The sequence below is a fragment of the Actinoplanes sp. NPDC051475 genome, from assembly GCF_040689425.1.
Classification (GTDB): domain Bacteria; phylum Actinomycetota; class Actinomycetes; order Mycobacteriales; family Micromonosporaceae; genus Actinoplanes.
On sequence record NZ_JBFAZZ010000007.1, the window covers coordinates 110,075 to 132,636 of the forward strand.

The window sequence follows — 22,562 nt, forward strand, 5'->3', positions numbered from 1 at the left end:
GTTCCCGGCCGGTCAGGTGGCAGAACGTTCGGCCAGGGCGGCGAGCCGATCGAGGGAAGCCCGCAAGCTCTCCGTCGTCGTCGCCCGCGCACGCGGGAATCGGCGCTCATCGGTCAGCCGCGTCCAGTCATAGGTGTGCGTGACACGCGTCTGCGCCGAATCGATCGGCTCAAGGTCCCATCGCCACAGGTGGCCGGGAGCATCCTGGCCCGGCTCGGCGGGTTTCCACGCTATGCACCGGCCCTCGACGAACTCGACCACATGGTTCTCCCGGACATTGCCCTTCGTGGTCGTCATGAGGAAGACATCCCCGACGGCGTGGACCCGCTGGTTCACGGGCGCCTCGGACAGGTTGTCGTTGCCGTCCCAGCTGGGCTGCAACGACGGGTCGGCGATGAGCTCGAAGATCCGGTCCGCCGCGGCCGCGATGTCGCGGCCGGCGACGACGACCCGGTCGGAGTCAGTGCTACTGGTCATCGGTACATGTTGACATGCGGCGATCTCTTATCGATAGTCGATATCTCGACGCGGTCGTCTGGCTCGTGATAGCCGTCCTGGCCCGCCGGATCGTCACCTCGGCCCTCCACGGGAATCCGTTCACCGTCGCCACGTCCGACCGGAACCGCCGGCTGAGCATCGTCATCCTCGTCGGCGGGGGCCTGACCGAACTCATCCGGATAGGCGCGGCGTACGCGCTGTTCCACTCCGTGTTCCCCTCCTCCACCTACATCGGACTCATCCAAGAGACGTTCAGTTTCTGGTAGCTGCCGTTGGGCTTCGCCGTGCTGGCATTCGCCGCGGCGGTCCGGCAGGACTGCGCACTGCGCGCCGAGCTGGACGAGGTGATCTGATGCCGCCCGGGGAGGAGCACCGCATCGACATCCACATCGACCGGCTGCTGGCCGCCCACGGCCGATTGTCGTTCGCGGATGGACGACGAGAAGAAGACAGTGATCTCATTCCTCGCTGCTCGGCTTGTAGGGGCGCAGGCCGGCTAGGCGTACGAAGATCTCGCGGCGTTCCTTCGCCGCGCCGGATCGGCTCAGCGAGTAACCCGCCAGCCAGCCCCAGCCGTCGTAGGTCGGCCGCCGGCTCGTCGAAACACGCAGAAGACCAGGCGGGACTGGCCGGCGAACTGCACAGACGCCGCATTGTCCACGACCAGGACGTCACCGGGCTGTGGGACCATGCGTCCTCCCCGAATGGAAGGGCACCGGAACGGGCGGGCATAGGGATCACCAGCACCCGCCCCGGCGCCGTCTCAGGAGCCCGTCCCCGCATTTGGCCTCGGGCATGCGATTCAGGTTGTAGTCAGATCCGGCCTGGAACCCGGAAAATCATTCCGAGGTCGACTATCTCGATCGGGGGATGCTCAGCGCATGCGCGGAATGATGACGAAGCTGACCATCGGCGAGCGGGTCGCCTGGTACCGCCGGCGGCGCGGCATGTCTCAGGAAGTCCTCGCAGGACTTGTCGGCCGGACGCCTGACTGGCTGGGCAAGATCGAGAACAACCGGATCGAGTTGGACCGGCTCTCCGTCATCAAGTCTCTGGCCGATGTTCTGGACGTTGCGCTCAGCGATCTGCTGGCCGAGCCATCGCTGCTGGACTGGACCAGCGAAACCGGCTTGGAGACCGTCCCGGCGTTGCGGGCAGCGCTCATGGACTACCGCGGCATCACTGCGCTCGGCGGTGGCGACATGGATGTGGAGCCGCCCAACCTGTCCGAGCTGCGCAGTGAAACCAGCGGACTGTGGGAGGCGTACCAGGGATCGCGTTTCGGGCTGGTGACCCATCGGCTTCCCGCCCTTCTGAAGCACGCCCAAGCCGCCGTATTCGAGTGTGAAGGCAAGGATCGGGACGAAGCTCGACATCTGCTCGGCCTGACGTACCAGCTTGCCGCGACTCAGCTCACCAAGCTCGGCGAGACCGATTTGGCGTGGGTCGCCGCTGAACGAGGACTATCCGCCGTCCGGCCAACCGGAGATCCGGTGATCGCCGGGTCCCTCTTCCGGTCGGTCAGCCACGCCCTGAACTCCACCGGCCGCTACGCGGACGCAGTGCGGCTCACCAACGACGCGGCCGGCTACCTCGACCACTACATGAGCGACGCGACACCAGAGCTGTTATCGGTATACGGGACGCTTCTACTCGCTGGGTCGGTCGCCGCCGCTCGCGGGCGATGCCGAAACAACTCGCACGTTCCTCGCTGCCGCCGAGGACGCGGCACTCAAGTTGGGTCGCGATGCCAATCATCTGTGGACTGCGTTCGGTCCGACCAACGTCGCCATTCACCGGGTCGCAGCGGCCGGCGAGCTCGGCGACATCCAGGTCGCCATCGACCTCGGCCCGCGCGTCGACACGGCCGCGATGCCGATGGAGCGGCGAGTCCGGCATGCGCTGGAGGTGTCGCGGGCGTACAGCGCATGGAACCGGCAGGAGGAAGCGCTGTCCACCCTCCTGCACGCCGAACAGATGGCGCCGGAGCAGGTTCGCCACCACTACCTCGGACGCCAGCTCGTGCTCATATGGATCCGCCAGCAGCGCACCGAGCCATCCGTCGCGCTTGTCGGTCTTGCACGTCGCCTTCAAGTGCTCGACTGATCCGCTCGCTCTAGGCTGCCCGATGTGACACCCGAGACCCCCATGGCCACTCCCCGCGTCGCCGCCGGCGCCCTCTTCTTCGACGAAGAGGGCCGCATCCTGCTCGTCAAGCCCGGTTACAAAGACGGCTGGGAGATCCCGGGCGGATACGTCGAGCCTGGTGAGTCACCGCGAGCAGCCTGCCACCGCGAGATTGCGGAAGAGCTCGGAATCCCCGCATCCGTGGGTGTCCACCTGGTCGTTGACTGGGCGCCGATCGACGCGGAAGGTGACAAGATCCTCTTCCTCTTCGATGGAGGAATGCTCAGCGACCAAGACCTCGCTGCCATCATATTTTCGGATGGCGAGCTGACCGAGTGGCGATTCGCCCATGCCGACGACCTCGACAGGCTCATGCCTGCACGGCTGGTCCGCCGAATCCGTACCGCCATCGAAGCCAAGAACCGCGGAACAGCGGCCTACGCGGAACACGGCGTCGAGCCGCACTTTCGGCCCTGACGCGTTGGTTGTGCGCAGCCGATCTGCGCTCCAGCCGACGAGGCTTGCGAAGCGAAGAGGTGGCGACACAGGGGTGGCCCCGGTCGGAGCCACCCCTGCCTGGTCCTACAGCGTTGTTACTTCTTCGGCGGGACCGTACAGAGCACTGCGGCCGAGGTGTTGTGCGCGTCGTCGACGCCGACGATGCTGGCGTCACCCTTCAGCGTGACCTTGTAGTCCACCGTTCCGCTGCCCGGCTTGACGTTCGGGGTGGCGCCGGGTGCCTGGACCAGCTTGATCCGCGTACCGCTCGGGTACGGGCCGAACACGGCCGAGCTGGCGGTGTCCCGGATGAACACGTCCACGGCGGTGTCGATCAGGTCGGTCGCGCCGATCGTGTAGAAGCCGTCCGGGTTGCTGGAGGCGGGCGTGTTGCCGGCCGGGTTGGTGCCCGGGACGCAGCCGGCGACCGGCGGGGTGGTGTCGTTCACCTTGATCGAGACGTGCTGGACGAAGGCGTCTCCGGCCGGGGCACCGTTGAGCAGGAAGGTCACCGTGCAGTGCAGGGTGGCGCCCTGGGTGGCTCCGGCGGACACCGTCAGGGTCTCGGCGAAGGTGGCGTCGGTGCCGCTGGGCAGGGTGATCTCCGCCTTGTCGAACGTCGCCGTCAGGCCGCCGTCGCACACGGCCTGGTGGGTGACCGTGACGTCCAGGTCGTGCAGGCCGGCGAGAATGGCCGCGCTCACGCCGTCGGAGCTGACCGGCACCAGGGAACCGCCGGTCGCGTTCACCACCGCGGTGGCCTGCCCGTCCGCGTCGAGCGCGCCGACGTTCACCGCAACCACGCGCGCGTTGTCGGCGGTCAGGTCGGCGATGGCTTCGGTGAGAGTGTGCCCGGCGCTCGGGTCGTGGCTGGGCGCGTCGCCGACCACGACCACGATCCGGCTGCTGCCGGTGCGGTAGTCGATCGCTCCCGTGCTGACCTGGACGAGGCCGTTCAGCCAGGCCTCGGGGAGGTCGCCGCCGCCGCCGGCGACGAGGGAGTCGACCCCGGCCTGCACGTCGGCCTCGCTGGCGGTCATGTTCTGCCGCACCTGGAACAGTTCGGCGCCGTCGGTTTCGTCGCGGTACGACGCCACGGCGAACTCGGCCGACGGCTGGCTGGCCCGTACGTTGGTGATGACCGCGTGCAGGTTGTCCCGTACGTTCGCGATCGCCCCGCCCATGGAGCCGGTGGTGTCCACGAGGAGGACGACGTCCGGCTTCGGGGGGATGGCCGGCGTGTGCACCGTTTTGTTGAGCACGAGCGCGGTGCCCGCGTTCATGGCCTGGGTGACGACGGCCGGCTCGACTCCGGGATCGGCTGCGGCAGCCGGTGCGGCGAGCGCTGTCACCAGGGCGACGGCGGCGCCGAGCGCTAGCGCGCTTCGACGGGCGACAATGTTCAAGATTTGCTCCTACATGGACGATATCGCGATCGCGACGGCGTCATCGTAGGGGGGGAAAAAGCTTCAAAATGGACGAACAGGGCGCGAGGCGCCGAACCATCCGAACAGCCGACCCCGGCGAGGGGAAGCCGTTCGGCCGTCGTACCGCGCCGTTCGGCGCCCTCGGGGCCGGCTCGGCGGCGTCAGGGCAGATTGCCCAGGACCACGCGTTCGGAGGTCAGCAAATACTCGCGCAGCAGCTCCGATGCCCGCGCCGCCTCCCCCGCCTCGTACATCGCCGTGATGTCCTCGTTCATCGCCACGAACGGGCGGTGCAGGGCCTCGGGATCCGGCGCCGCGACGAAGGCCAGCCGCAGCTCCGCGGTGAGCTGCCGCATCCAGCCGTCCAACCGCGGACTGCCAGCGAGCGCCACGATCTGCTCATGGAAATGCATGTTCGCCGTTCCCACGCCTCGCCAGTCGGCGGCTTCAGCGGCACGCCGCGCATCGGTGACCGCGGCCCGCATGCCCCGGGCGCGCGGCGGATCGACCGGCGCCTGGGCGAGCGCCGAGCATTCGAGCAGCGCGCGTACGCGGTAGATGTCGGCGATCTGCGCCGGGCTGAGCGTCGCCACGAAAACGCCGCGGTGCGGACGGCGCACCAGCAGGCCCTCCTCGATCAACGTGGAGAACGCCTCGCGGAGGGTGTTGCGGGAGACGCCGAGGGGGCCGGTCAGCGACGCCTCGGCGAGGCGGGTCCCCGGCGCCAGCTCGCCGTTGATCATCGAGTTGCGCAGCTGCTCCACCGCGCGTGCGGCGGAGCCCGGCTTCTCCATGGTCGTCACGGCCTCAGTCAACCAGCCAGGTCCGCGTGCCGGTCAGCCGGGCGCGCGCGTGAAGCGGATCCGGGCGCCCGGTCGGAGCTGGGCCGCGCGGTCCGCCGCCTGCGGGGTGAGGACCGCGATCACCGGGTAGCCGCCGGTCACCGGGTGGTCGGCCTGGAAGACGATCGGCCGGCCGTCCGGCGGCACCTGCACCGCGCCGCGGACCACGCCCTCGCTGGGGAGTTCCTCGGGGCGGGAGCGGGTCAGGGCCGGGCCGTCCAGGCGCAGCCCGACCGAGTTGCTCGCCGGCGAGACGGTGTACTCGGCACTGAGGAAGGTCTCGATCGCCGAGGCGGTGAACCAGTCGTCGCGCGGACCGAGGTCCACCTCGAATGATTCCTGAGGGTCGGGCGTGCTTGGGGAGACAGAGGAGACGGAGGAGACGGGCAGGCCACCGATCGGCAGGACGTCGCCGGGCACGGGCCGGGGCGGGCCAACCCCGGCGAGCTGGTCGGTGGAGCGCGAGCCCAGCACCGGCGGGACGTCGATCCCACCGCCCACAGCGAGGTAGCTGCGCAGACCCCGCTTGGGCATGGTGACCGCGACGGTGCCTTCCGCCGGCACGTGCACCACCTCCTCGACGCCCGCCGCGACGCCGTCCACAGTGAGCACCGCGTCCGTGCCGGTCAGCGCGAGCACGGCCGGTTCGTCGAAGGACACTCGTAGCCCACCGAGCGTGCATTCCAGGACCGCGGTGCCGGGCGGGTTGCCGACGAGGGCGTTGGCTCTCCCGTACGCGCCCCGGTCCACCGCACCGGACGGCGCGACCCCCTGGTGCGCATGGCCGGGGCGCCCCGCATCCTTGAGCACCGTCAACGGCCCGGTACGCAGCACCGTCATCCTCATCCCCGCACCGCCTTGAACACGACCCGTACGCCGGGGACGAGCAGGGCCGGCTCCGGCCGCGACAGGTCCCACATGCGTTCCGTGGTGCTGCCGATCAGCTGCCAGCCACCGGGGCTGTCGGCCGGGTACACGCCCGAGAAGCGGCCCGCGAGCCCCACCGAGCCCGCCGGTATCCGCGTCCGCGGCGTGCTGCGTCGGGGTACGTCCAGCGTCGAATCATCGCCGGTCAGGTAGCCGAACCCGGGGGCGAACCCGGCGAACGCGACGGTCCACCGGGCTCCCGTGTGCCGGGACACCACCTCGTCCTCGGTGATGCCGAGGCGCCCGGCCACCTCGGCGAGGTCGGGGCCGTCGTAGACCACGGGTATCTCGACCGTGCCGGCGCCGGCGCGCCCCGGGCCACCGGGCTCCAGCGCGGCCGTGGCCTCGCGGACGGCGGCCGGGGAGGTCACCGCCGGGTCCAGCCGGATCAGCACGGTGCGGGCCGCCGGGACCAGGTCGACGATGCCGGGCAGCCCGGCGTCGCGCAGAGCGGTGTACAGGGCGAGGGCCGCGTCGAGGTCGTCCACCTCGGCGAGCACGGCCTCCCGTCCGCAGCGCAGAAACCGGAGGTTCAATGCCCGGCTCCGGCGAAGGCGGTGATCCGTACGCCGGCCGCCGTGAGCTCGTCGTGCACCGCCCGGGCCATCCCGACGGCGCCCGGTGAGTCGCCGTGCACGCAGATGGAGTCGGCCTCGATCTTGATCACGGAGCCGTCGACGGCGACCAGGGTGCGGTCGGTGGCCAGCCGGACCATCCGCCGCGCCACCTCGGCCGGGTCGTCCAGCAGGGCGCCGGGCTCGCGGCGGGAGACCAGGGTGCCGTCCGCGTTGTACCCACGGTCGGCGAAGGCTTCGCGTACGGTCCGGAGCCCGGCGTCCTCGGCCAGCCGCAGGAAGGCGGAGCCGGGCAGGCCCAGCACCGGCAGGTCGGGGTCGTACCGGCGGACCGCGTCCACCACGGCGGCGGCCTGCTGCTCGTGGTGCACGACGGCGTTGTAGAGCGCGCCGTGCGGCTTGACGTAGAGGACCCGGTCACCGGCGGCGCGGGCGAGCCCGTCCAGCGCGCCGATCTGGTAGATCAGGTCCGCGACCAGTTCCCCGGTCTCGTAGTCGATGAACCGGCGGCCGAAGCCGGCCAGGTCGCGGTAGCTCACCTGGGCGCCGATGACCACGCCCCGGGCCACCGCCCGTTCGCAGGTGGCCAGCAGCGTACGCGGATCGCCGGCGTGGAACCCGCAGGCCACGTTCGCGCTGCTGACGATCTCGAGCATCGCCGGGTCGTCGCCGAGGCGCCAGGTGCCGAAGCTCTCGCCGAGGTCACTGTTGAGGTCCATGACGTTCCCTTCTCAGCCGGCCAGGTAGTCGAAGATCGTGCGGGCCGAGGTGATGCCCATGTACCACGTGAGGGCGGCGGCCAGTACGCCGAGGATGAGCAGCCAGGCGGGGTAGGCGTACCCCTTCAGCAGCTCGCGGCGCCGCCAGGCCGCGTACAGCAGGATGGTGAACCCGATCGGGAGGATCAGCCCGTTGAAACCGCCGGCGAAGACCAGCAGTGCCGACGGCGCGGTGCCGATCAGCAGGTAGATCACCGTCGAGACGGCGATGAACGCCACCGTCGCCCACGAGCGGGGGCGGCCCTCGCCGAGGGCGGGCGAGAAGGCGGTGAAGAACGACACGGAGGTGAACGCCGCGCCGACCACCGAGGTGATGGCCGCCGCCCAGAGCACGACGCCGAACGCCCGCTGCCCGAACTCGCCGGCGGCTGACTCGAACGCCTGCGCCGTGGCGTTGCCACTGGTGTCGAGAACGACGCCGCCGGCGACCACGCCGAGGATGGCCAGGAAGAGCAGGAAGCGCATCAGGCCGGTGACCGCGATGCCGGTGAGGGCCCCGCGGGTCACCTCCCGGATGTGCTCGGGGCCGGTCGTCCCGCTGTCCAGCAGCCGGTGGGCGCCGGAGTACGTGATGTAGCCGCCGACCGTACCGCCGATGATCGTGGTGATGGCCGCGAAGTCGACCTCGTCCGGCAGGACGGTCTGGCGCAGGGCGTCCCCGACCGGGGGTTGCGAGACGATGCTGACATAGAGGGTCAGCACGATCATGACCACGCCGAGCACGATGAGCAGCCGGTCCATGGCGACGCCCGCGCGTCTCACGGTGAAGACGACGATCGCGAGCAGCGCGCTGAGGGCGCCGCCGAGCTTGGGATCGAGCCCCAGCGCGGCGTTGAGGCCGAGCCCGGACCCGGCCACGTTGCCGATGTTGAAGACGAGGCCGCCGAGGATCACGAGGGCGGCGAGCAGGTGACCGGCGCCGGGGACGACTGCGTTGGCGACCTCGTGGGCGCGCCTGCCGCTGACCGAGATGATGCGCCAGATGTTCATCTGGACCACGAAGTCCACCACGATCGACATCAGGATGCCGAAGGCGAACGCGGCGCCCAGCTTCGCCGTGAAGGTGGTGGTCTGGGTGATGAAGCCGGGGCCGATGGCGCTGGTGGCCATGAGGAAGATCGCCCCGACGAGGGCGGTCCGGCGGGTTCGGGTGCGCGCGGTGGTGTCCGTCGGCATGAGCACTCCTGGATCGGTCGGATTCGATGGAGGCACCGTCGACGCTAGGGATTGTTCAACGATCACACAAGGGTTGTTCAACAATTAAGGACATGCCAGACGCTGGTACGCCGGACCGGCACGCTCTCCAGCGCCTCACTGACCGGCACGTCGTAGGTCGCACGCCGGACCATCCCGTCAGTCGGCAGGTACGCCCGTCCCGGGTCCCCCACCAGCACCAATGCGCCCCGGGCCGCGGCGCGGCGCAGGAAGGGCAGGACCCGACCGGCCATCTCGCGGCTGTAGAAGACGTCGCCGGCCAGCACCACCGCGGCCTCGTCGTATCCGCCGGCGAGCAGGTCGCCCTCGACGAGCTCGACGCGTACGCCGTTGGCCGCCGCGTTCGCCTCCGCCGCGGCGAGCGAGAGGGGGTCGATGTCGTTCGCCGTCACCGGCCGGCCACCCGCCCGGGCCGCGGCCACCGCCACCAGCCCGGAGCCGGTCGCGAGGTCGAGGACGGCGCGCCCGGCGACCAGCTCCGGGTCGTCCAGCACGTGGCGGGCGAGCGCCTGCCCGCCGGCCCAGGCGAAGGCCCAGAACGGCGGCGGCTGCTCCGCACCGCCGGCCTCGGTGCGTTCCCAGAGCTCGATCGGCTCCTCGGCCTGGTGCAGCACCAGCTCGGGCAGGAAGGGTACGGAGGCGAGCCGGGTGTTGGCCCGCACGAAGTCGGTAGCGGTGGACACCCCGCGATTCTGCTCAGCTGAGCCGCCGGGGTACCGATCAGGGTGCCAGTGCGGCCCGATGAACCCGGGAAGGGGAGGAGCATGCCGACACGGCTGGCAGCTGCCCTCTTCTGCGCCGCGATGACCGGCCTCGGCGTCCTCTTCGCCGCGGCTCCGGACTGGCGCACCCCCGTACGGCTGACCGCCGGCGTCTGCACCGTCCTGGCCCTGACCTGGGGCATCCGCCGGCACCGCCCCGAGCACCAGGGTCCCTGGCAGCTTCTCGGCGTAGCCGTCGCGCTGTCCGCGACCGGCTCGGCCGCGTACGGCGCCGGGCCCGGCCTGGCCGAGAAGCTCCCGTGGCTTCACCACCTCGGCATCGCCGTGCTGCTGACCTTCTATCCGGTCCTCGCCCTGGCGCTGTTCCAGTTCATCCGCCACCGCACCGACGGGCGGCGCGACCGCGGCGGCCTGCTCGACGCCCTCACCCTCACCTGCGGGGTGGGGCTGCTCTCGTGGACATTCGTCATCGGCCCGCAGGTCCGCGACACCGCCCTGTCCGCCAATGACCGCTGGATCGCCGTCGCCTTCCCCGTCGGCGGCCTGCTCTGCCTCGGCCTGCTGACCCGCCTGCTGACCGCCTCCGGCCGCCGGCTGATCGCGGCCGGTGTGCTCGCCGCGGGCATGCTCTCGATGCTCCTCGCCGACGTCGTCGCCAACCTCGCGACGCGGCACGACGACCTCAGCTACGTGGGCGTGTTCGGCCGGATCCCGCTCTACGCGGGCGTCGGCCTCGCCGCCATGCTGCCCTCGATGACCCAGCTGACCCGTACCGCCCCGCGGACCTCGACCGAACTGGGCCGGGTCCGGCTGGCGCTGCTGGCGCTCGCCTCGCTGGTCGCACCGACGGTGCTGGTCTTCCAGATGGGCGTCGACGGGCGCGTACCCGATCTCGAGATGATCGCCGCTCTCAGCGCGTGCACCTTCCTGCTGGTGCTGGCCCGGATGGCCGGCATCATGGCGAGTCACCGAATGGCCATGGCCCGCGAGCGCGGACTGCGGGAGGCCTCCGCGGCGCTGGTCTCGGCGAAGGACGCCGAGGAGGTCGCCGACGCCGTGCGCAAGGCCGTGGCGCAGCTGCTGCCCGACGACGTGCCGCACCGGGTCGTGCTGGCCATGGCGTACACCGAGCCCGGGCAACCCATCTCGGCCGAGGCCGCGGCCCAGTCGGCGCAGGACCGCGCCGCCGGGACCGCCGTGCGCCTGGTCGCCACCCGCGACGTCGACTGGGCGGTGGCCGTCCGGCTCACCCAGTTCAACATGGTGCTGCGCTGCCCGCTGGTGCTCGCCGACCGCCCGAACGGCGACCCGCTCGTCGGCGTCCTGCACGTCGGCGGCCCGACGTGGGCGCTGCAAGGCCTGGAGCGCGCCCTCGAGGTGCTCGCCACCCAGGTCGCCCTGGCGCTCGAGCGGATCGCGCTGAGCGTGGAGGTCATCCGCCGCAACAGCGAGGCGTACTTCCGCACGCTGGTGCTCAACACCTCGGACGTCATCCTGATCGTCGACGACGAGGACCGCGTCCGGTACTCCAGCCCGTCCGCCGTCACCGTGCTCGGCGGCGACCCGGTGGGCGCGACGCTGCCCGACATCATCCATCCGGGTGACCGCCCCCGGCTGGCCGAGGTGCTCGCCGCGGTTCGCGCCGGCGAGGTCGTGCAGAACGGCATCGACTTCCGCGCGGTCGGGCGCCGCCGTACCGAAGTCATGCTCGAGATGCACTGCCGCGACCTGCGCACGGACCAGACCGTCGCCGGCCTGGTGGTGACCCTGCGCGACGTGACCGAGCGCCGTCAGCTCGAGCGCGAGCTCACCCACCAGGCCTTCCACGACGCGCTCACCGGCCTGGCCAACCGCGTGCTCTTCGCCGACCGCCTGCAGCACGCCCTGGCCCGCGGCGCCCGCGACGGCTCGGTGGTCGGCGTGCTCTTCATCGACCTCGACGATTTCAAGATCGTCAACGACACCCTGGGCCACGCCGTCGGCGACCAGATGCTCGTCGCGGTCGCCGCCCGCATCGCCGGTGCCCTGCGCAGCGACGACACCGCCGCCCGCCTCGGCGGCGACGAGTTCGCCGCCCTGGTCGAGAACGTCCAGGACCCCGGCGCCGTCGAGGAGACCGCCAGCCGCATCCTGGCCGCGCTCGCCGAACCGATCATTGTGGACGGCGAAGCGCTGCAGGCCGTGGCCAGCATCGGCATCACCACCACCCCGGAGGCGGACAACGCCGACGAGCTGCTGCGCCAGGCCGACCTCGCTCTCTACGTCGCCAAGGGCGCCGGCAAGAACCAGTGGCGGCGCTACCAGAGCCACCTGCACGGCGCGATGGTGGAACGCCTCGAGCTGCGCTCGGCGCTGGACCACGCGGTCAACGAGGGCCACTTCCTGCTGCAGTACCAGCCGATCGTGAGCCTGGCCAGCGACGAGGCGGCCGGCTTCGAGGCGCTGGTGCGCTGGCACCACCCGACCCGCGGCCTGATCGCGCCGGACGAGTTCATCGAGGTCGCCGAGGAGAGCGGGCTCATCGTGCCGATGGGCCGCTGGGTGCTCGACCAGGCGCTGCACACCGTCGCGCAGTGGCGGCGCACCCTGCCCCGCACCCGCCAGCCGTACGTGAGCGTGAACGTCTCGGTGCGCCAGTTCCGCGAGGCCGGCTTCGTCGACCAGGTACGGGCGTCGCTGGAGTTCGCGGGCGTACCGCCGCAGGCCCTGATGCTGGAGATCACCGAGACCCTGCTCATCAGCGACGACGAGCAGATCTGGTCCGACCTGGAGATCCTGCGCGACCTCGGCGTCCGCATCGCCATCGACGACTTCGGCACCGGCTACTCGTCCCTGGGCTACCTGCGCCAGCGGCCGATCGACGTGCTGAAGATCGACAAGATGTTCATCGACGACATGGTCAACAACGACCAGCAGTTCGCCCTGGTACGCGGCATCCTCAGCCTGGCGCAGACGCTGAACCTGACCGTGGTGGCCGAGGGCATCGAGGACGCCACCCACCGCGAGATCCTGGCGCAGCTCGGCTGCCCGCTCGGCCAGGGCTACTACTACTCGTCCCCGCTGGACGCGACCGAGGCGTTGTCCTGGCTCCGCAATCCGCAGCCCATCGCCGCCTGACGGGGCCGCCCGTATAGTGGCGCCGTGACCACCACGGTGACCCGCAGGCTGAGGCCACCGGACGGCTATCACTTCTCCCGCACGGTGCGGTCCCTGCTGGTCGTCCGCCACGACCCGTGCGGCAGGCTCGCCGACGGAGAATTCTGGCTCTCCGCGCGTACCCCGGAAGGGCCGGCATCCCTGCAGCTCACCCGGACCGGCGCGGAACTGACCGCGACCGGACACGGGCCCGGCGCCGGCTGGATCGTCGAGCGGGCGGACGCGATCGCCGGGCTGCGCGACGATCTCGGCGACTTCCCCGCGCTCGCCGCCTGCCATCCGCTGGTCGCCCGCCTGGCCAAAACCTTTGCGGGCGTACGCTTCCCCGCCACCGGCCTGGTGTTCCACCGGCTGATCCGGGCCGTCCTGGAGCAGAAGGTCACCGGGATCGAGGCGCATCGGGCGTACCGGGCGATGGTCAAGCACTTCGGGGAGCCGGCTCCCGGGCCGGCCGGCCTGCTGCTGCCACCCGATCCGGAGGCGGTCGCGGCGACCCCGTACTGGATCTTCCATCCCTTCGGCGTCGAGCAGCGCCGCACCCAGGCCCTGCTGCGCTGCGCCGTCGCGGCGATGCGGCTCGAGCGCTGCGGGGACAGTGCCGAGGCGACGCGCCGGCTGGTCGCCATCCCGGGCATCGGCCCGTGGACCGCGGCGGAGGTGGTACGGACCGCGTACGGCGACCCGGACGCGGTCAGCGTCGGCGATTTCCACATCCCGAACACGGTGGCGTGGGCGCTGGCCGGCGAGGCGCGCGGCACCGACGCCCGGATGCTGGAACTGCTCGAGCCGTTCGCCGGGCACCGAGGACGCGTCTGCGAGCTGCTCGCCGCCGGGGGCATCGCGGCGCCCAAGTTCGGGCCGCGCATGCCGATCCGGTCCTTCGCGCGCTTCTGATTTCCGGATGATTCGAGCGCTTCCGATTTCCGGATGAAATGTCACACTGCACGGGTGGCTTTCACGTTGACGATCGACTGTGGCGGCGGCGGCATCAAGGGGTCCGTGCTCGACGAGGCCGGGACGATGCGGGCGCAGCCGTTACGGGTGCCCACGCCGTACCCGTTGCCTCCGGACCTGTTCGTCAAGACGCTGCTCGCCCTCGGTGAGCGGCTGCCGACCGCCGACAGGGTGACCGTGGGCATGCCCGGCATGCTGCGGCACGGCGTCGTCGTGGCGACGCCGCACTACGTCACCCGCAGCGGGCCGCGCACGAAGGTCGACCCGGAACTGGTCGAGGCATGGTTCGGCTTCGACGCGCGGACCGCGCTGGCCGAGGCGTTCGGCCTGCCCACGCTGGTCCTCAACGACGCCGAGGTGCACGGCGCCGGGGTCGTCGCGGGAACCGGCTGCGAACTGGTCCTCACCCTGGGCACCGGCCTGGGGTGCGCACTCTTCGACGGCGGCGCCCTCGCCCCGCACCTGGAGATGTCGCAGGCGCCGGTGCGCTGGGGAATGAGCTACGACACCTACATCGGCGAGCACGAGCGGCGGCGGCTCGGCGACGCGCTCTGGTCCCGCCGGGTCCGCAACGTCATCGATGGGCTGCGCCCGGTCTTCCTCTGGGACCGCCTCTATCTCGGCGGCGGCAACTCCCGGCTGATCACGCCGGCGCAGCTGGCCCGGATGGGCGACGACGTGGTGGTGGTCCCCAACACGGCCGGCATCGTCGGCGGCGTCCGCGCCTGGACCCTCAACGCCCGCTGATGCTGCCTTCCCCCGTCGCTCTGCTCTTGGACTTCGGCGGCGTGCTGGCCGAGGCCGCCCGCCACGATCCCGCGCCGCCCGAGCTCGTGCTGCGGCTCTACAACCTCACCGGCGGCGCCCTGTCCCCCGGCGATATCAACCGGTCACTGATCGCGGGCGCCGGGGCGTACGCCGCCTGGCGCGACCTCGACGAGCCGGACGAACTCCCCCAGGCGGAGGTCTGGCGCCGCTTCTTCACCCCGGACTGGCCGCAGCGCGCGCAGGAAGCCGTACGCGTCAACGCCGCCAAGCTCAGCTACGACTGGACCTGGCGCAACACCTGGGCCCTGCGCCCCGGCATCCCGGAGGCGCTGCGAGCGGCCCGCGCGGCCGGCCTGCCGATGGCCGTGGTCAGCAACACCCTGTGCGGCGCGGCCCCCCGCGATTTCCTGGCGAAGGCGGGCGTCGGCGGCCTCTTCGCGGCGCAGGTCTACAGCGACGAGGTGGGCGTCCGCAAACCCAACCCCGAGATGATCTGGCATGCCACGCGGGCGCTGGGCGTACCGACGGAGGACTGCTGGTACGTCGGCGACAGCTACCAACGCGACATGGTGTGCGCGCGGCGTGCCGAGACCGGGGTGGCGATCCTCATGCGCTCCCGGCGTACGGCGGCCGAGGATCCGGGGGCCCACGCCGTGCCGGACGTGACCGTGGACGACGGGTTCGGCCTGCGCGACCTGCTGCCCATCTGAGAGCCCTATGGCGCCGCTACAGCTTCGGCTGTTCGGCGCGGCCCGCTGCTGCTTCGTACACCTGCACGGCCACCGCGAGGTCTTGCCATGCCATTCCTACGCTCTTGAACAGCCGGGGCCGGTCGGGCGCTATCACGACACGCTTCGCGACGAGATCGGCGATGGTGCCCCGGACCCCGTCCAAGGCATCGTTCAGGAGTAGATCACCAGCCTCGCGTGCCGCGGCAGCACGTCCGTCGACGACGACTGTTGATCGCCGGACCATCACCTCGTCGACCTCTCGCGCCGACGCGTCGTGGGAGCCGATCGCGACGATCGTCGTGTGCGACTTCGGCAACGCTCCGTCGCATAGCGGCTCGCGGGCGGTGGTGCAACAGGCGATGATGTCCGCCTCGGCGACGTCGCTCGGCCGGCCCGCCTGTGCATCGAGTCCCGGCAGACGGCGGCATCGGTCGAGGAAGTGCGAGAGCCGGGCCGCATCCCGTCCGACAACGCGAACTTCGTCGATGTCCCGTACCTCACGGAGGGCCGCCACGTGGGCCCAGGCCTGGACCCCGGTCCCGAACACGACCAGCCTGCGGGCTTCGGGGTGCGCCAAGCGAGCGACCGCCAACGCCGACAAAGCAGGCGTCCGCAACGCGGTCAAGGCCGCAGAGTCGAGCGTTGCCAGCGGAGTCAGCGTTCGTGCGTCGAAGAGCACGAGCACGCCCCCGACCCGGACGGATGCCCCCGGAGGAGCTACTTCATCGCCACGTTCCAAAGGCTCCTCCCGGATGCGTCGATCCTCGTGACCGGTGTCGAAGATCCATACAGCAACATCCACGGCCCGAACGAGAGCCTTCACCTCGAAGAGTTCGCCAGGGTGTGCCTGGCGGAGGCACTTCTCCTCGGCATGCTCGCCGACACATGGGCCTCCAGTGGGTCGTCCGCGTAGAGGAACGACCCCAACGAACCAACTCCGGGCGACGTGTCACCACTGCACCACGCGATGGTTGTCCAGCAATGAATGGCGGACGTCGCGTCGCCCGGAGACGGCCCTACCCGCTGATCGTTGCGGGACGCCGCTCAGGACGGCGACCCTGACCCGGTGTGCGGGCAGAATGAGAGGCGATGACGACAGCGCCGAGCAGAAGACCACCGCCTAGAACAACCGGTAGTGAGACCTCCTCACCGAGCACGACGACGGCGAATATCGCCGCGGTCAACGGCTCCAGCAACGTCAGGACAACGGCAACGCTGCCTGTCGTGGTGCGTAGTCCCATGTAGAAAAGCGCGTATGCCACCGCGGTGGCGACGATCCCCAGGTATGCGACCATCCAGGTGGCAGCCGACATTCCCGGAAGCACCAAGCCGCCGCTCAGCCATGCGAACGGCAGGAGCGTCAAGGCGCCGATGGCCGTACTGGCCGCAGTCAGGGTCAACGGCCGCACATGCCGGCTGATATCTCGGCTCAGGACCGTGGTGGCAGCGTAACCAAGACCGGAGCCCAGCGCTGCTAGCAGTCCGAGCAGTGGTCGCGGTGCAGCACCGGTGGGCGACACCGTGAAACCGGTGATCAGCGTCAAGCCGATGACTGCCCCGCTGATACTGCACAGCGCGGCCCGGCTCGGCCTGCGATGAGATCGGGCGGCTTCCCAGCCGGTGATGAGGACGGGCGCCAGCCCGAGACTCACCACGGTAGCGATGGCAACACCGCCCCATGCCACCGCAATGAAGTACAGCGCCTGGTATGCGCCCAGACCGGCCCCGACCAATAGGAGCTGCCACCATCGTGTGCGCAGTACAAAGACCGCCGGCCTTAGCTGTCGCACGATGAACAACAGCAAGGCGAGCGCCGCTATAGCTAAGCGATAGAAGCCGATGCCCACCGGGCTGAGGTCGGCCGACTGGCGGATCAACTGCACGACAACGCCCGTCGTGCCCCAGAGAATTCCCGCGACGACGATGGCGATGAGGCCGCTGCGCGCGCCGCCGACCGGCGGCCCGGCATGAGCAGACGTTTCCGATGACATGAACGACTGAGACATTTACTCGCTCCGGATCGTGCGGCGTTGAGGACAACGTCAGCGGAGCGAAAATGTGAAGTAACCGACCGGGTCTACCCGGACGGCTGTCAGCTCATCGCTCCCTCAGGAGCGCGGAGGGGGCAGAACGCCCACGAAAAGCTTCACTCCCCGAAGGTAGCGGATCGCGGTCACACGTGGCCATCGGCATTGCTTGCTCAGTGCCGGAAACCTGCGGCGGCCGGGCCGGGCATGCCGATGGCCCTGACCGCGCTCCCGGTCAGGGCCATCGGGGAGGGTGGGCGGGAACCCGAGTCGGTCCGCGTCACCCGGTGGCGGAGCAGGTAACTCGGCTCGAGTGGGGTCCGCCTCCTTTCGTCAGCCGATTCCTTGCTCGAGCCGCCTGCCGCGGGTGCCGTCCTCAGGGGGGTGGACGGCGGCCGGTCTCCGACGGGGGGTCCCCGGCGGGGCTGCGCCATCGATGTGGCGCGGCCCCGCGGGGTTCGGTTTCCGGATGCGGCAGGGCTCCGTACCTAGTTGTTGTTGTTCCGGTCGTCGTTGTTGTTCTGACCATCCTGCTGCTGACCGTCCTGCTGCTGACCGTCCTGCTGCTGACCGTCCTGCTGCTGACCGTCCTGCTGCTGGCCGCCCTGCTGCTGGCCGCCCTGCTGCTGGCCACCGTTCTGCTGGTCGCCGTTCTGCTGCTGGCCACCGTTCTGCTGGTCGCCGTTCTGCTGCTGGTCACCCTGGTTCTGGTCGTTGCCGCCGCCGACCTCGATGCGGACCGCGTCGAACGCCGGGGTCTGGTTGGCGCGCTGCATCATCGGGATGCGGTGCGAGCCGTCACCGGCCCACGAGGCGCACTGGGCGAGACCGTCGTCCGGCAGGCCCGGAACCTGGATGGTCACCGTGTCGGGGGCCCGGCCACCCTGCTTGTCCTCGGTGGCGACGAAGAAGGCCGGGGCGGGAGCCGGGTCCGGTGCCTCGTTGGTGCTGTTCAGCATGCGGCAGGCGGTGTGGAAGTGGCCGCGCACGATGCCGTCCTGCAGCACCGACGACTCCACGTAGTAGCCGCCCTGGCCGGCCGCGAGGAACCGGTCACGGATCAGGTTGCGGGTGCTGACCTTCAGCGTGAACGGCTGGTTCCGCTGCACCTGCTGGGGCGCCTCGGTGATCAGCAGCGACGGGTTGTTCTGCTGGTCGCCGACCTCACCGAACTCGGTGGAGACGCAGCGGTTGCCGTTCTGGAAGCCGTCGTGCGGCTGCAGCTGGCTCGTCTGGCACGTGTTGGTCAGGATGCCGAGACCGGCGCCGGGCGGCGGCTGCTGCTGTTGGCCGCCGTTCTGCTGGCCGCCGTTCTGCTGCTGGCCACCGTTCTGCTGCTGGCCGCCGTTCTGCTGCTGGCCACCGTTCTGCTGCTGGTCACCGCCGGCGTTGGTGTTGTTCGACGCGGCCGGGCTCGCGCCGCCGCCGCCTTGGTTGTTGCCGGCGTTCTGCATCATCCACTGACGGCAGCGGGCGCGCATCTGCTCGGTGGTCGGCACGTTGCTCGCGCCGTCGTCGGAGTGCTGGGTGACGCGGCCCTTGTTGGTGGTGTACGTGCCCTGACGGGTCTCGGTGGAAAGCCGGGTCCGCTTCGGTGCCTGGAGGTTGTTGCAAGCGGCCAGAGCGCGCTGGGTCGAACGCTTCGTGCTCGCGTCGGACACCTGCGTGACGGTGACGATGCCGCCGAAGGCAACCAGGGTGGCTACCGCGGCGATGATCCGGCGCCGACCGGTGAACCACTTGGAATACTTGGATTCGCGCCGGTACTGCGACCTTCGCATTGCTGACACCTTTCTCTGTCCACACGTGGCGGGCGGTGGAGCCGCCTGGGGTGAAGCTGTTCGGCCTGGTCGGCTGGCCAGGTCGGATCCGTCAGCGAGCTACCGCGTCCGGAAGATGCGCATAGTGGTGACCACGCCGGCCACGAGGGCGACGGCGAGAACGAGCAGGATCACGGAGGTGTTGACCCCGGGGACGCCGCTCGAGCTGCTGGCCGCGGCGACCATCGCGTTGTCGACCGGGACCGGGCCCTTGTTGGCTGCCGCGGGCGGGGGCGCCGTCGGCAGCGAGCCGTAGTCGACGATGCCGCTGCTCTCCAGCAGCGTCATGTGCGTCATCACGAACTGGTTCGCCTGCTGGGCCAGCTTGCGGACCGAGTCGTTGCGGGTGCTGGCCCGGATCGTCGCGATGGCCGGGAAGATCTTGCCGTGCGCCGCCCGGAGCCGGTCGACGTAGATCTGGTTGAACTGCTGCGGCGAGGACGCGTTGCGCATCTCGTTGAGCCAGCCGGCCTGCTGCGTATTGGGCAGGTTCGGCAGCTCGACGCCGAGCTTCTTGGCGACCGCGATGTCCAGCTTGTCGAGCACGACGTGCTGGCCCGCGATCGTCCTGCCGATCTCCTGGATCCGCGGATCGTCGGACTTCTCCGCGGCCATGTTGCCGGCCGGGATCTCCCAGAGCCCGGCCAGCCGGACCTTGACGACGAAGTCCCGGTCGGACATCGCCACGACGCCGGTCCCCCGGTCGGTCAGGCCGGTGTTCGGCGGAATCGGCACTGGCGGGGAGTCGGCCGCCCGGGCGGTGCCGGCGGGAGCCAGCAGGAACGCCAGGGCGGTGGCCAGGACGCCTACCAGCCAGCGCGACGGCCGGCGAGCAGAGCGAGCGGCGATCATCTTTCGCACCTCCGACGACGCGGGTAAATCGATTGGCGAAACGCTAGGAGCAGCTGTTGCGGTGTCGCAATGGAAAACGAACTTCTTACGCCCGACTTAATGAAGACTTATGGGCGGGAATTCGCGGCATCCGGCGGCCGGGCGACGCCGGTGAATAGGCACCGACCGGCCGTTGTGCCGCTCAGTAGCTGTAGTCGGACCCGCCGCTGTCGGAACCGGCGTCGCCGCCGCTGTCCTCGTCGCCCTGCGCGTCGTCGTCCGCCGGCGGCGCGACGGGCTTCGACACGGCGGGCAGGCAGGTGAGGTTCTTCTTGCCCTCCGGCGTGACCACGAACCAGGTGGCGGCCACGTTCTGGCCCTTCCACTGGCCGCGCTCCTTGTCACCGATGTAGGTGTAGAGCGGCCACTTGTCGAGGGTCAGCTGCAGGGTGCCGTCCTCACGCTCGACGGTGCCGACCAGCTCCGAGTCCACGCCCTCGAGCTTCGGCTTCTCGCCCTTGTTGATCAGCGCGGGCGGCCAGATCTTGGCGCAGTCGCCGTTGCAGTTGGAGGCAACCTCCGGCTTCACCTTGTCCTTGTCGAAGCGGTAGAGCACCCTGCCGTCCTGGTTCTGGACGGTCTCGCCCATGCGCTTCACCTTGGTGGCGTTGAGCTCGGTGGTGACCTCGTCGTCGCTGAGCTCGGGCGCGTCCGCACCCTCGTCCGCGCCGTCCTCGGTCTCCGCACCCGGGGTGGCACCCGGCGTCGCGCCCTCGGTGGGCTCGGCGCCCGGCGTGGCGGCGACGTCGTTGGACGCCGGCTGCGCGCCGTAGTCACTGCTGCTGTATCCGGCGGGGGCGCAACCGGGCAGCGCGAACGCCGCAGCGATCGCGGCGCCGACGACGATCAACTTCCGCTTCTCCGGTACCACGAGAGCCCTCCCACTGTTTCCGTCCATCTTCGTGTTCCGGGCTGTAGTACGCAGCGGACGGGTGCGGAGGTTGAAGAATCGGCTCAATCAATTTCTCGAAATTTATTTGAACCGTTCGGACGCGGCGTCCGTGAATGAAAGGCCTTGCGCGCGACACGACTGCGCGCGGTGAGGGCGACTTATGCGTACGGTGAAAAGCATCGAGCCCGGCCGCACAATGGCGACCGGGCTCGAGACCGTTTCGTATCCGTCAGGGGACGCGGACGAGTGTCTCCGTACTCCCCTTGGCGTCGATCGACTGCACCTGGACGTGGGCGATGTCCTTGCGGGGCAGAGCCGTCGCGGCCACCAGGAGCAGGGGCTCCGGTTGGGCGGCCGTGCCCCATCCCTTGTCCCCCACGGTCCAGGTCGACAGGACCTCGGAGTTGCCGTCGGTGCGGACCGCCACCAGCCGGCAGGTCAGCGGGCCCTTGATGTTCGAGACCGCGAAGGACACCTGCGTGCCCCAGTCCTTGGGCTCGAAGCCGACGGCCGCCGAGACGCCGCTGCGACTGTCGGTGGTGGAGAACGTCTCGCCGGGGAGCGCCGTACCGCCGAAGCCACCGCCGCCCTGGGCCAGCGGCAGCGGGTCGAGCACCTTGCTCGAACGCTGGGCCGGCTGCTGGGAGCCCTGGTCCGGGGCGAGCCATTGGGCGCCGGCGAAGAGGGCGCCGATCGACAGCATGGCGAAGACCACGACCGCCGCGGCCAGCGAGTACAGCCGCCGGCTGTTCGCCCGGCGCCGCTCCCGCTTCACCTCGCCGATCATCTTCTTGAGCACGACCCCGTCACGGCGCGACTGCTCGGTCGCCACGAGGGCGTCCGCGTCGACGTCCGACAGGATGTCCACCACCGGCAGCAGCGATTCCAGCTCGATCGCGCACGCCGGGCAGTCGATCAGATGGTCCTCGAAGCGGGCGGCATCGCGCTCGTCGAGCACGCCCAAGGCGTACGCGGCGACGTCGAAGTGCTGTTCCTGCGTCATTACTCTGTCACCCCCCGCTGCTGCAGGGCCGTCCGCAGGGCCCGCAGGGCGTAGTACACGCGCGATTTGGCCGTACCCAGAGGCAGGCCGAGCACCTCCGCGGCTTCCGGAACGGTCCGGCCACGGAAGTACGTCTCAACGAGGATCTCCCGGTGCGACTGGCTCAGCGTACGCAGGGCATCCGTGACCGTCATCAGCTGGAGGACCCGATCCGTGTCGTCGGCCGTACTGGGAAAGCTCTCGAGCTCCCGGTCGTACGTCTCCGGCGGGCGGGCGCTGGTGCTGCGGTGGTCGTCGATCGCGATCCGCCGGGCCACCGTGACCAGCCAGGGCCGCAGCGACTGCTGACCCTGGGCGCCCAGGCGGTGCGCGTTGCGCCACGCCCGCAGCAGCGTCTCCTGAACGATGTCCTCGGCGCGCTGCCGGTCGCCGCCGGTGAGGCGGAGCACGAACATCAGCAGCGGTCCCGCATGCTCCTCGTAGAGCATCCGGACGAGCGTGTCCTCGTGATTCGCGGTCGCCGACCCGGCCTCATGGCGGGCCTGCCGCGGCATCACGGCGTCATCATTGTCCGCACCACGGCCTCCGTCGAGAGCCTGCCACCGGCCTCCGGAACGCTGCTGCGTCATGACGCGCACCCCGTCCGGCGTGAGCCGCTCCATGACCATCGCATGCATCGATTCCTCCTGCCGGTGCTTTCCCCGTCGCCT

At 70.3% G+C, this 22,562-nt stretch carries 22 protein-coding genes and 3 pseudogenes; 9 read left to right on the forward strand and 16 right to left on the reverse strand.

Features of this window, described 5'->3' with window-relative positions; genetic code table 11:
• Positions 1-12: 12 nt before the first annotated feature.
• Positions 13-477: an SRPBCC family protein gene (locus AB0368_RS16350; protein WP_366154696.1), complete on the reverse strand. Its 465-nt coding sequence runs from the start codon at positions 475-477 to the stop codon at positions 13-15.
• A gap of 14 nt (positions 478-491) precedes the next feature.
• Between AB0368_RS16350 and AB0368_RS16355 the strand changes: the two genes are divergently transcribed.
• On the forward strand, positions 492-764 hold the full coding sequence (locus AB0368_RS16355) for a hypothetical protein (RefSeq protein ID WP_366154697.1): 273 nt from the start codon (positions 492-494) through the stop codon (positions 762-764).
• 192 nt (positions 765-956) lie between these two features.
• On the opposite strand, the pseudogene AB0368_RS16360 reads toward AB0368_RS16355, so the two are convergent.
• Positions 957-1,189, reverse strand: a pseudogene (locus AB0368_RS16360) (hypothetical protein).
• Between the two features lie 256 nt (positions 1,190-1,445).
• Between AB0368_RS16360 and AB0368_RS16365 the strand changes: the two are divergent.
• From AB0368_RS16365 to AB0368_RS16375, 3 genes and pseudogenes are all read left to right on the forward strand, one after another.
• Positions 1,446-1,514: pseudogene (locus AB0368_RS16365) on the forward strand (hypothetical protein); the annotation flags it as partial.
• Positions 1,515-2,235: 721 nt separating this feature from the next.
• Positions 2,236-2,604: a hypothetical protein gene (locus tag AB0368_RS16370; RefSeq protein ID WP_366154927.1), complete on the forward strand. Its 369-nt coding sequence runs from the start codon at positions 2,236-2,238 to the stop codon at positions 2,602-2,604.
• Between the two features lie 24 nt (positions 2,605-2,628).
• The gene (locus AB0368_RS16375; RefSeq protein ID WP_366154698.1) at positions 2,629-3,102 is read left to right on the forward strand and encodes an NUDIX hydrolase; all 474 of its coding nucleotides are present in this window, start codon (positions 2,629-2,631) and stop codon (positions 3,100-3,102) included.
• 116 nt (positions 3,103-3,218) lie between these two features.
• On the opposite strand, the gene AB0368_RS16380 is transcribed toward AB0368_RS16375, so the two are convergent.
• The 7 genes from AB0368_RS16380 to AB0368_RS16410 all read right to left on the reverse strand — a co-directional run bounded on the left by AB0368_RS16380 (position 3,219) and on the right by AB0368_RS16410 (position 9,571).
• On the reverse strand, positions 3,219-4,529 hold the full coding sequence (locus AB0368_RS16380; RefSeq protein ID WP_366154699.1) for a vWA domain-containing protein: 1,311 nt from the start codon (positions 4,527-4,529) through the stop codon (positions 3,219-3,221).
• Positions 4,530-4,711: 182 nt separating this feature from the next.
• Complete coding sequence (locus tag AB0368_RS16385; protein WP_366154913.1) at positions 4,712-5,344, reverse strand: GntR family transcriptional regulator; 633 nt, start codon at positions 5,342-5,344, stop codon at positions 4,712-4,714.
• A 42-nt stretch (positions 5,345-5,386) separates the two neighbouring features.
• Positions 5,387-6,238, reverse strand: coding sequence for a biotin-dependent carboxyltransferase family protein (locus AB0368_RS16390; protein ID WP_366154700.1), 852 nt, complete (start codon positions 6,236-6,238; stop codon positions 5,387-5,389).
• Positions 6,235-6,855, reverse strand: coding sequence for an allophanate hydrolase subunit 1 (locus AB0368_RS16395; RefSeq protein WP_366154701.1), 621 nt, complete (start codon positions 6,853-6,855; stop codon positions 6,235-6,237). Before AB0368_RS16395 ends, AB0368_RS16390 begins: the two co-directional genes overlap by 4 nt.
• On the reverse strand, positions 6,852-7,613 hold the full coding sequence (locus AB0368_RS16400) for a 5-oxoprolinase subunit PxpA (protein WP_366154702.1): 762 nt from the start codon (positions 7,611-7,613) through the stop codon (positions 6,852-6,854). Before AB0368_RS16400 ends, AB0368_RS16395 begins: the two co-directional genes overlap by 4 nt.
• Positions 7,614-7,625: 12 nt before the next feature.
• Positions 7,626-8,849 carry an NRAMP family divalent metal transporter gene (locus AB0368_RS16405; RefSeq protein WP_366154703.1) on the reverse strand — a complete coding sequence of 408 codons (1,224 nt, stop codon included), beginning with the start codon at positions 8,847-8,849 and terminating at the stop codon, positions 7,626-7,628.
• Positions 8,850-8,926: 77 nt separating this feature from the next.
• Entirely contained in the window at positions 8,927-9,571 is a 645-nt protein-coding gene (locus AB0368_RS16410; RefSeq protein WP_366154704.1) for a 50S ribosomal protein L11 methyltransferase, read from the reverse strand.
• An 81-nt stretch (positions 9,572-9,652) separates the two neighbouring features.
• On the opposite strand from AB0368_RS16410, the gene AB0368_RS16415 reads away from it, so the two are divergent.
• The 4 genes from AB0368_RS16415 to AB0368_RS16430 are packed head-to-tail and all read left to right on the forward strand — an operon-like array spanning position 9,653 to position 15,198.
• Entirely contained in the window at positions 9,653-12,727 is a 3,075-nt protein-coding gene (locus AB0368_RS16415; protein WP_366154705.1) for an EAL domain-containing protein, read from the forward strand.
• Positions 12,728-12,751: 24 nt separating this feature from the next.
• Positions 12,752-13,660 carry a DNA-3-methyladenine glycosylase 2 family protein gene (locus AB0368_RS16420; protein ID WP_366154706.1) on the forward strand — a complete coding sequence of 303 codons (909 nt, stop codon included), beginning with the start codon at positions 12,752-12,754 and terminating at the stop codon, positions 13,658-13,660.
• Positions 13,661-13,714: 54 nt separating this feature from the next.
• Positions 13,715-14,467 carry an ROK family protein gene (locus tag AB0368_RS16425; RefSeq protein ID WP_366154707.1) on the forward strand — a complete coding sequence of 251 codons (753 nt, stop codon included), beginning with the start codon at positions 13,715-13,717 and terminating at the stop codon, positions 14,465-14,467.
• The gene (locus tag AB0368_RS16430; RefSeq protein ID WP_366154708.1) at positions 14,467-15,198 is read left to right on the forward strand and encodes an HAD family hydrolase; all 732 of its coding nucleotides are present in this window, start codon (positions 14,467-14,469) and stop codon (positions 15,196-15,198) included. Before AB0368_RS16425 ends, AB0368_RS16430 begins: the two co-directional genes overlap by 1 nt.
• A gap of 16 nt (positions 15,199-15,214) precedes the next feature.
• On the opposite strand, the gene AB0368_RS16435 is transcribed toward AB0368_RS16430, so the two are convergent.
• Positions 15,215-15,904 (reverse strand): ornithine cyclodeaminase family protein, encoded by a 690-nt coding sequence (locus AB0368_RS16435; protein ID WP_366154709.1) that lies wholly within the window; start codon positions 15,902-15,904, stop codon positions 15,215-15,217.
• A gap of 36 nt (positions 15,905-15,940) precedes the next feature.
• Between AB0368_RS16435 and AB0368_RS16440 the strand changes: the two are divergent.
• A pseudogene (locus AB0368_RS16440) lies at positions 15,941-16,132 on the forward strand (hypothetical protein); the annotation flags it as partial.
• Between the two features lie 103 nt (positions 16,133-16,235).
• Here the strand turns inward: AB0368_RS16440 and AB0368_RS16445 are convergent.
• The 6 genes from AB0368_RS16445 to AB0368_RS16470 form a co-directional block, all read right to left on the reverse strand.
• Positions 16,236-17,225 (reverse strand): EamA family transporter, encoded by a 990-nt coding sequence (locus tag AB0368_RS16445; RefSeq protein WP_366154710.1) that lies wholly within the window; start codon positions 17,223-17,225, stop codon positions 16,236-16,238.
• A 509-nt stretch (positions 17,226-17,734) separates the two neighbouring features.
• The gene (locus AB0368_RS16450) at positions 17,735-19,027 is read right to left on the reverse strand and encodes a Pecanex-like protein 1 (protein WP_366154711.1); all 1,293 of its coding nucleotides are present in this window, start codon (positions 19,025-19,027) and stop codon (positions 17,735-17,737) included.
• Positions 19,028-19,126: 99 nt separating this feature from the next.
• Positions 19,127-19,918: a DUF4142 domain-containing protein gene (locus tag AB0368_RS16455; protein ID WP_366154712.1), complete on the reverse strand. Its 792-nt coding sequence runs from the start codon at positions 19,916-19,918 to the stop codon at positions 19,127-19,129.
• 181 nt (positions 19,919-20,099) lie between these two features.
• Positions 20,100-20,807 (reverse strand): hypothetical protein, encoded by a 708-nt coding sequence (locus tag AB0368_RS16460; protein ID WP_366154713.1) that lies wholly within the window; start codon positions 20,805-20,807, stop codon positions 20,100-20,102.
• A gap of 271 nt (positions 20,808-21,078) precedes the next feature.
• A complete protein-coding gene (locus tag AB0368_RS16465) occupies positions 21,079-21,852 on the reverse strand; it encodes a zf-HC2 domain-containing protein (protein ID WP_366154714.1) in 774 nt (257 codons plus the stop codon).
• A complete protein-coding gene (locus AB0368_RS16470) occupies positions 21,852-22,529 on the reverse strand; it encodes a sigma-70 family RNA polymerase sigma factor (protein ID WP_366154715.1) in 678 nt (225 codons plus the stop codon). Before AB0368_RS16470 ends, AB0368_RS16465 begins: the two co-directional genes overlap by 1 nt.
• Positions 22,530-22,562: the final 33 nt, after the last annotated feature.

Coding starts and splice junctions, on each gene's coding strand:
- AB0368_RS16350 (WP_366154696.1), bottom strand. CDS start 477: ATGACCAGTAGCACTGACTCCGACCGGGTCGTCGTCGCCGGCCGCGAC.
- AB0368_RS16355 (WP_366154697.1), top strand. CDS start 492: ATGCGGCGATCTCTTATCGATAGTCGATATCTCGACGCGGTCGTCTGG.
- AB0368_RS16385 (WP_366154913.1), bottom strand. CDS start 5,344: ATGGAGAAGCCGGGCTCCGCCGCACGCGCGGTGGAGCAGCTGCGCAAC.
- AB0368_RS16390 (WP_366154700.1), bottom strand. CDS start 6,238: ATGAGGATGACGGTGCTGCGTACCGGGCCGTTGACGGTGCTCAAGGAT.
- AB0368_RS16400 (WP_366154702.1), bottom strand. CDS start 7,613: ATGGACCTCAACAGTGACCTCGGCGAGAGCTTCGGCACCTGGCGCCTC.
- AB0368_RS16405 (WP_366154703.1), bottom strand. CDS start 8,849: ATGCCGACGGACACCACCGCGCGCACCCGAACCCGCCGGACCGCCCTC.
- AB0368_RS16415 (WP_366154705.1), top strand. CDS start 9,653: ATGCCGACACGGCTGGCAGCTGCCCTCTTCTGCGCCGCGATGACCGGC.
- AB0368_RS16430 (WP_366154708.1), top strand. CDS start 14,467: ATGCTGCCTTCCCCCGTCGCTCTGCTCTTGGACTTCGGCGGCGTGCTG.
- AB0368_RS16445 (WP_366154710.1), bottom strand. CDS start 17,225: ATGTCTCAGTCGTTCATGTCATCGGAAACGTCTGCTCATGCCGGGCCG.
- AB0368_RS16450 (WP_366154711.1), bottom strand. CDS start 19,027: ATGCGAAGGTCGCAGTACCGGCGCGAATCCAAGTATTCCAAGTGGTTC.
- AB0368_RS16455 (WP_366154712.1), bottom strand. CDS start 19,918: ATGATCGCCGCTCGCTCTGCTCGCCGGCCGTCGCGCTGGCTGGTAGGC.
- AB0368_RS16465 (WP_366154714.1), bottom strand. CDS start 21,852: ATGACGCAGGAACAGCACTTCGACGTCGCCGCGTACGCCTTGGGCGTG.
- AB0368_RS16470 (WP_366154715.1), bottom strand. CDS start 22,529: ATGCATGCGATGGTCATGGAGCGGCTCACGCCGGACGGGGTGCGCGTC.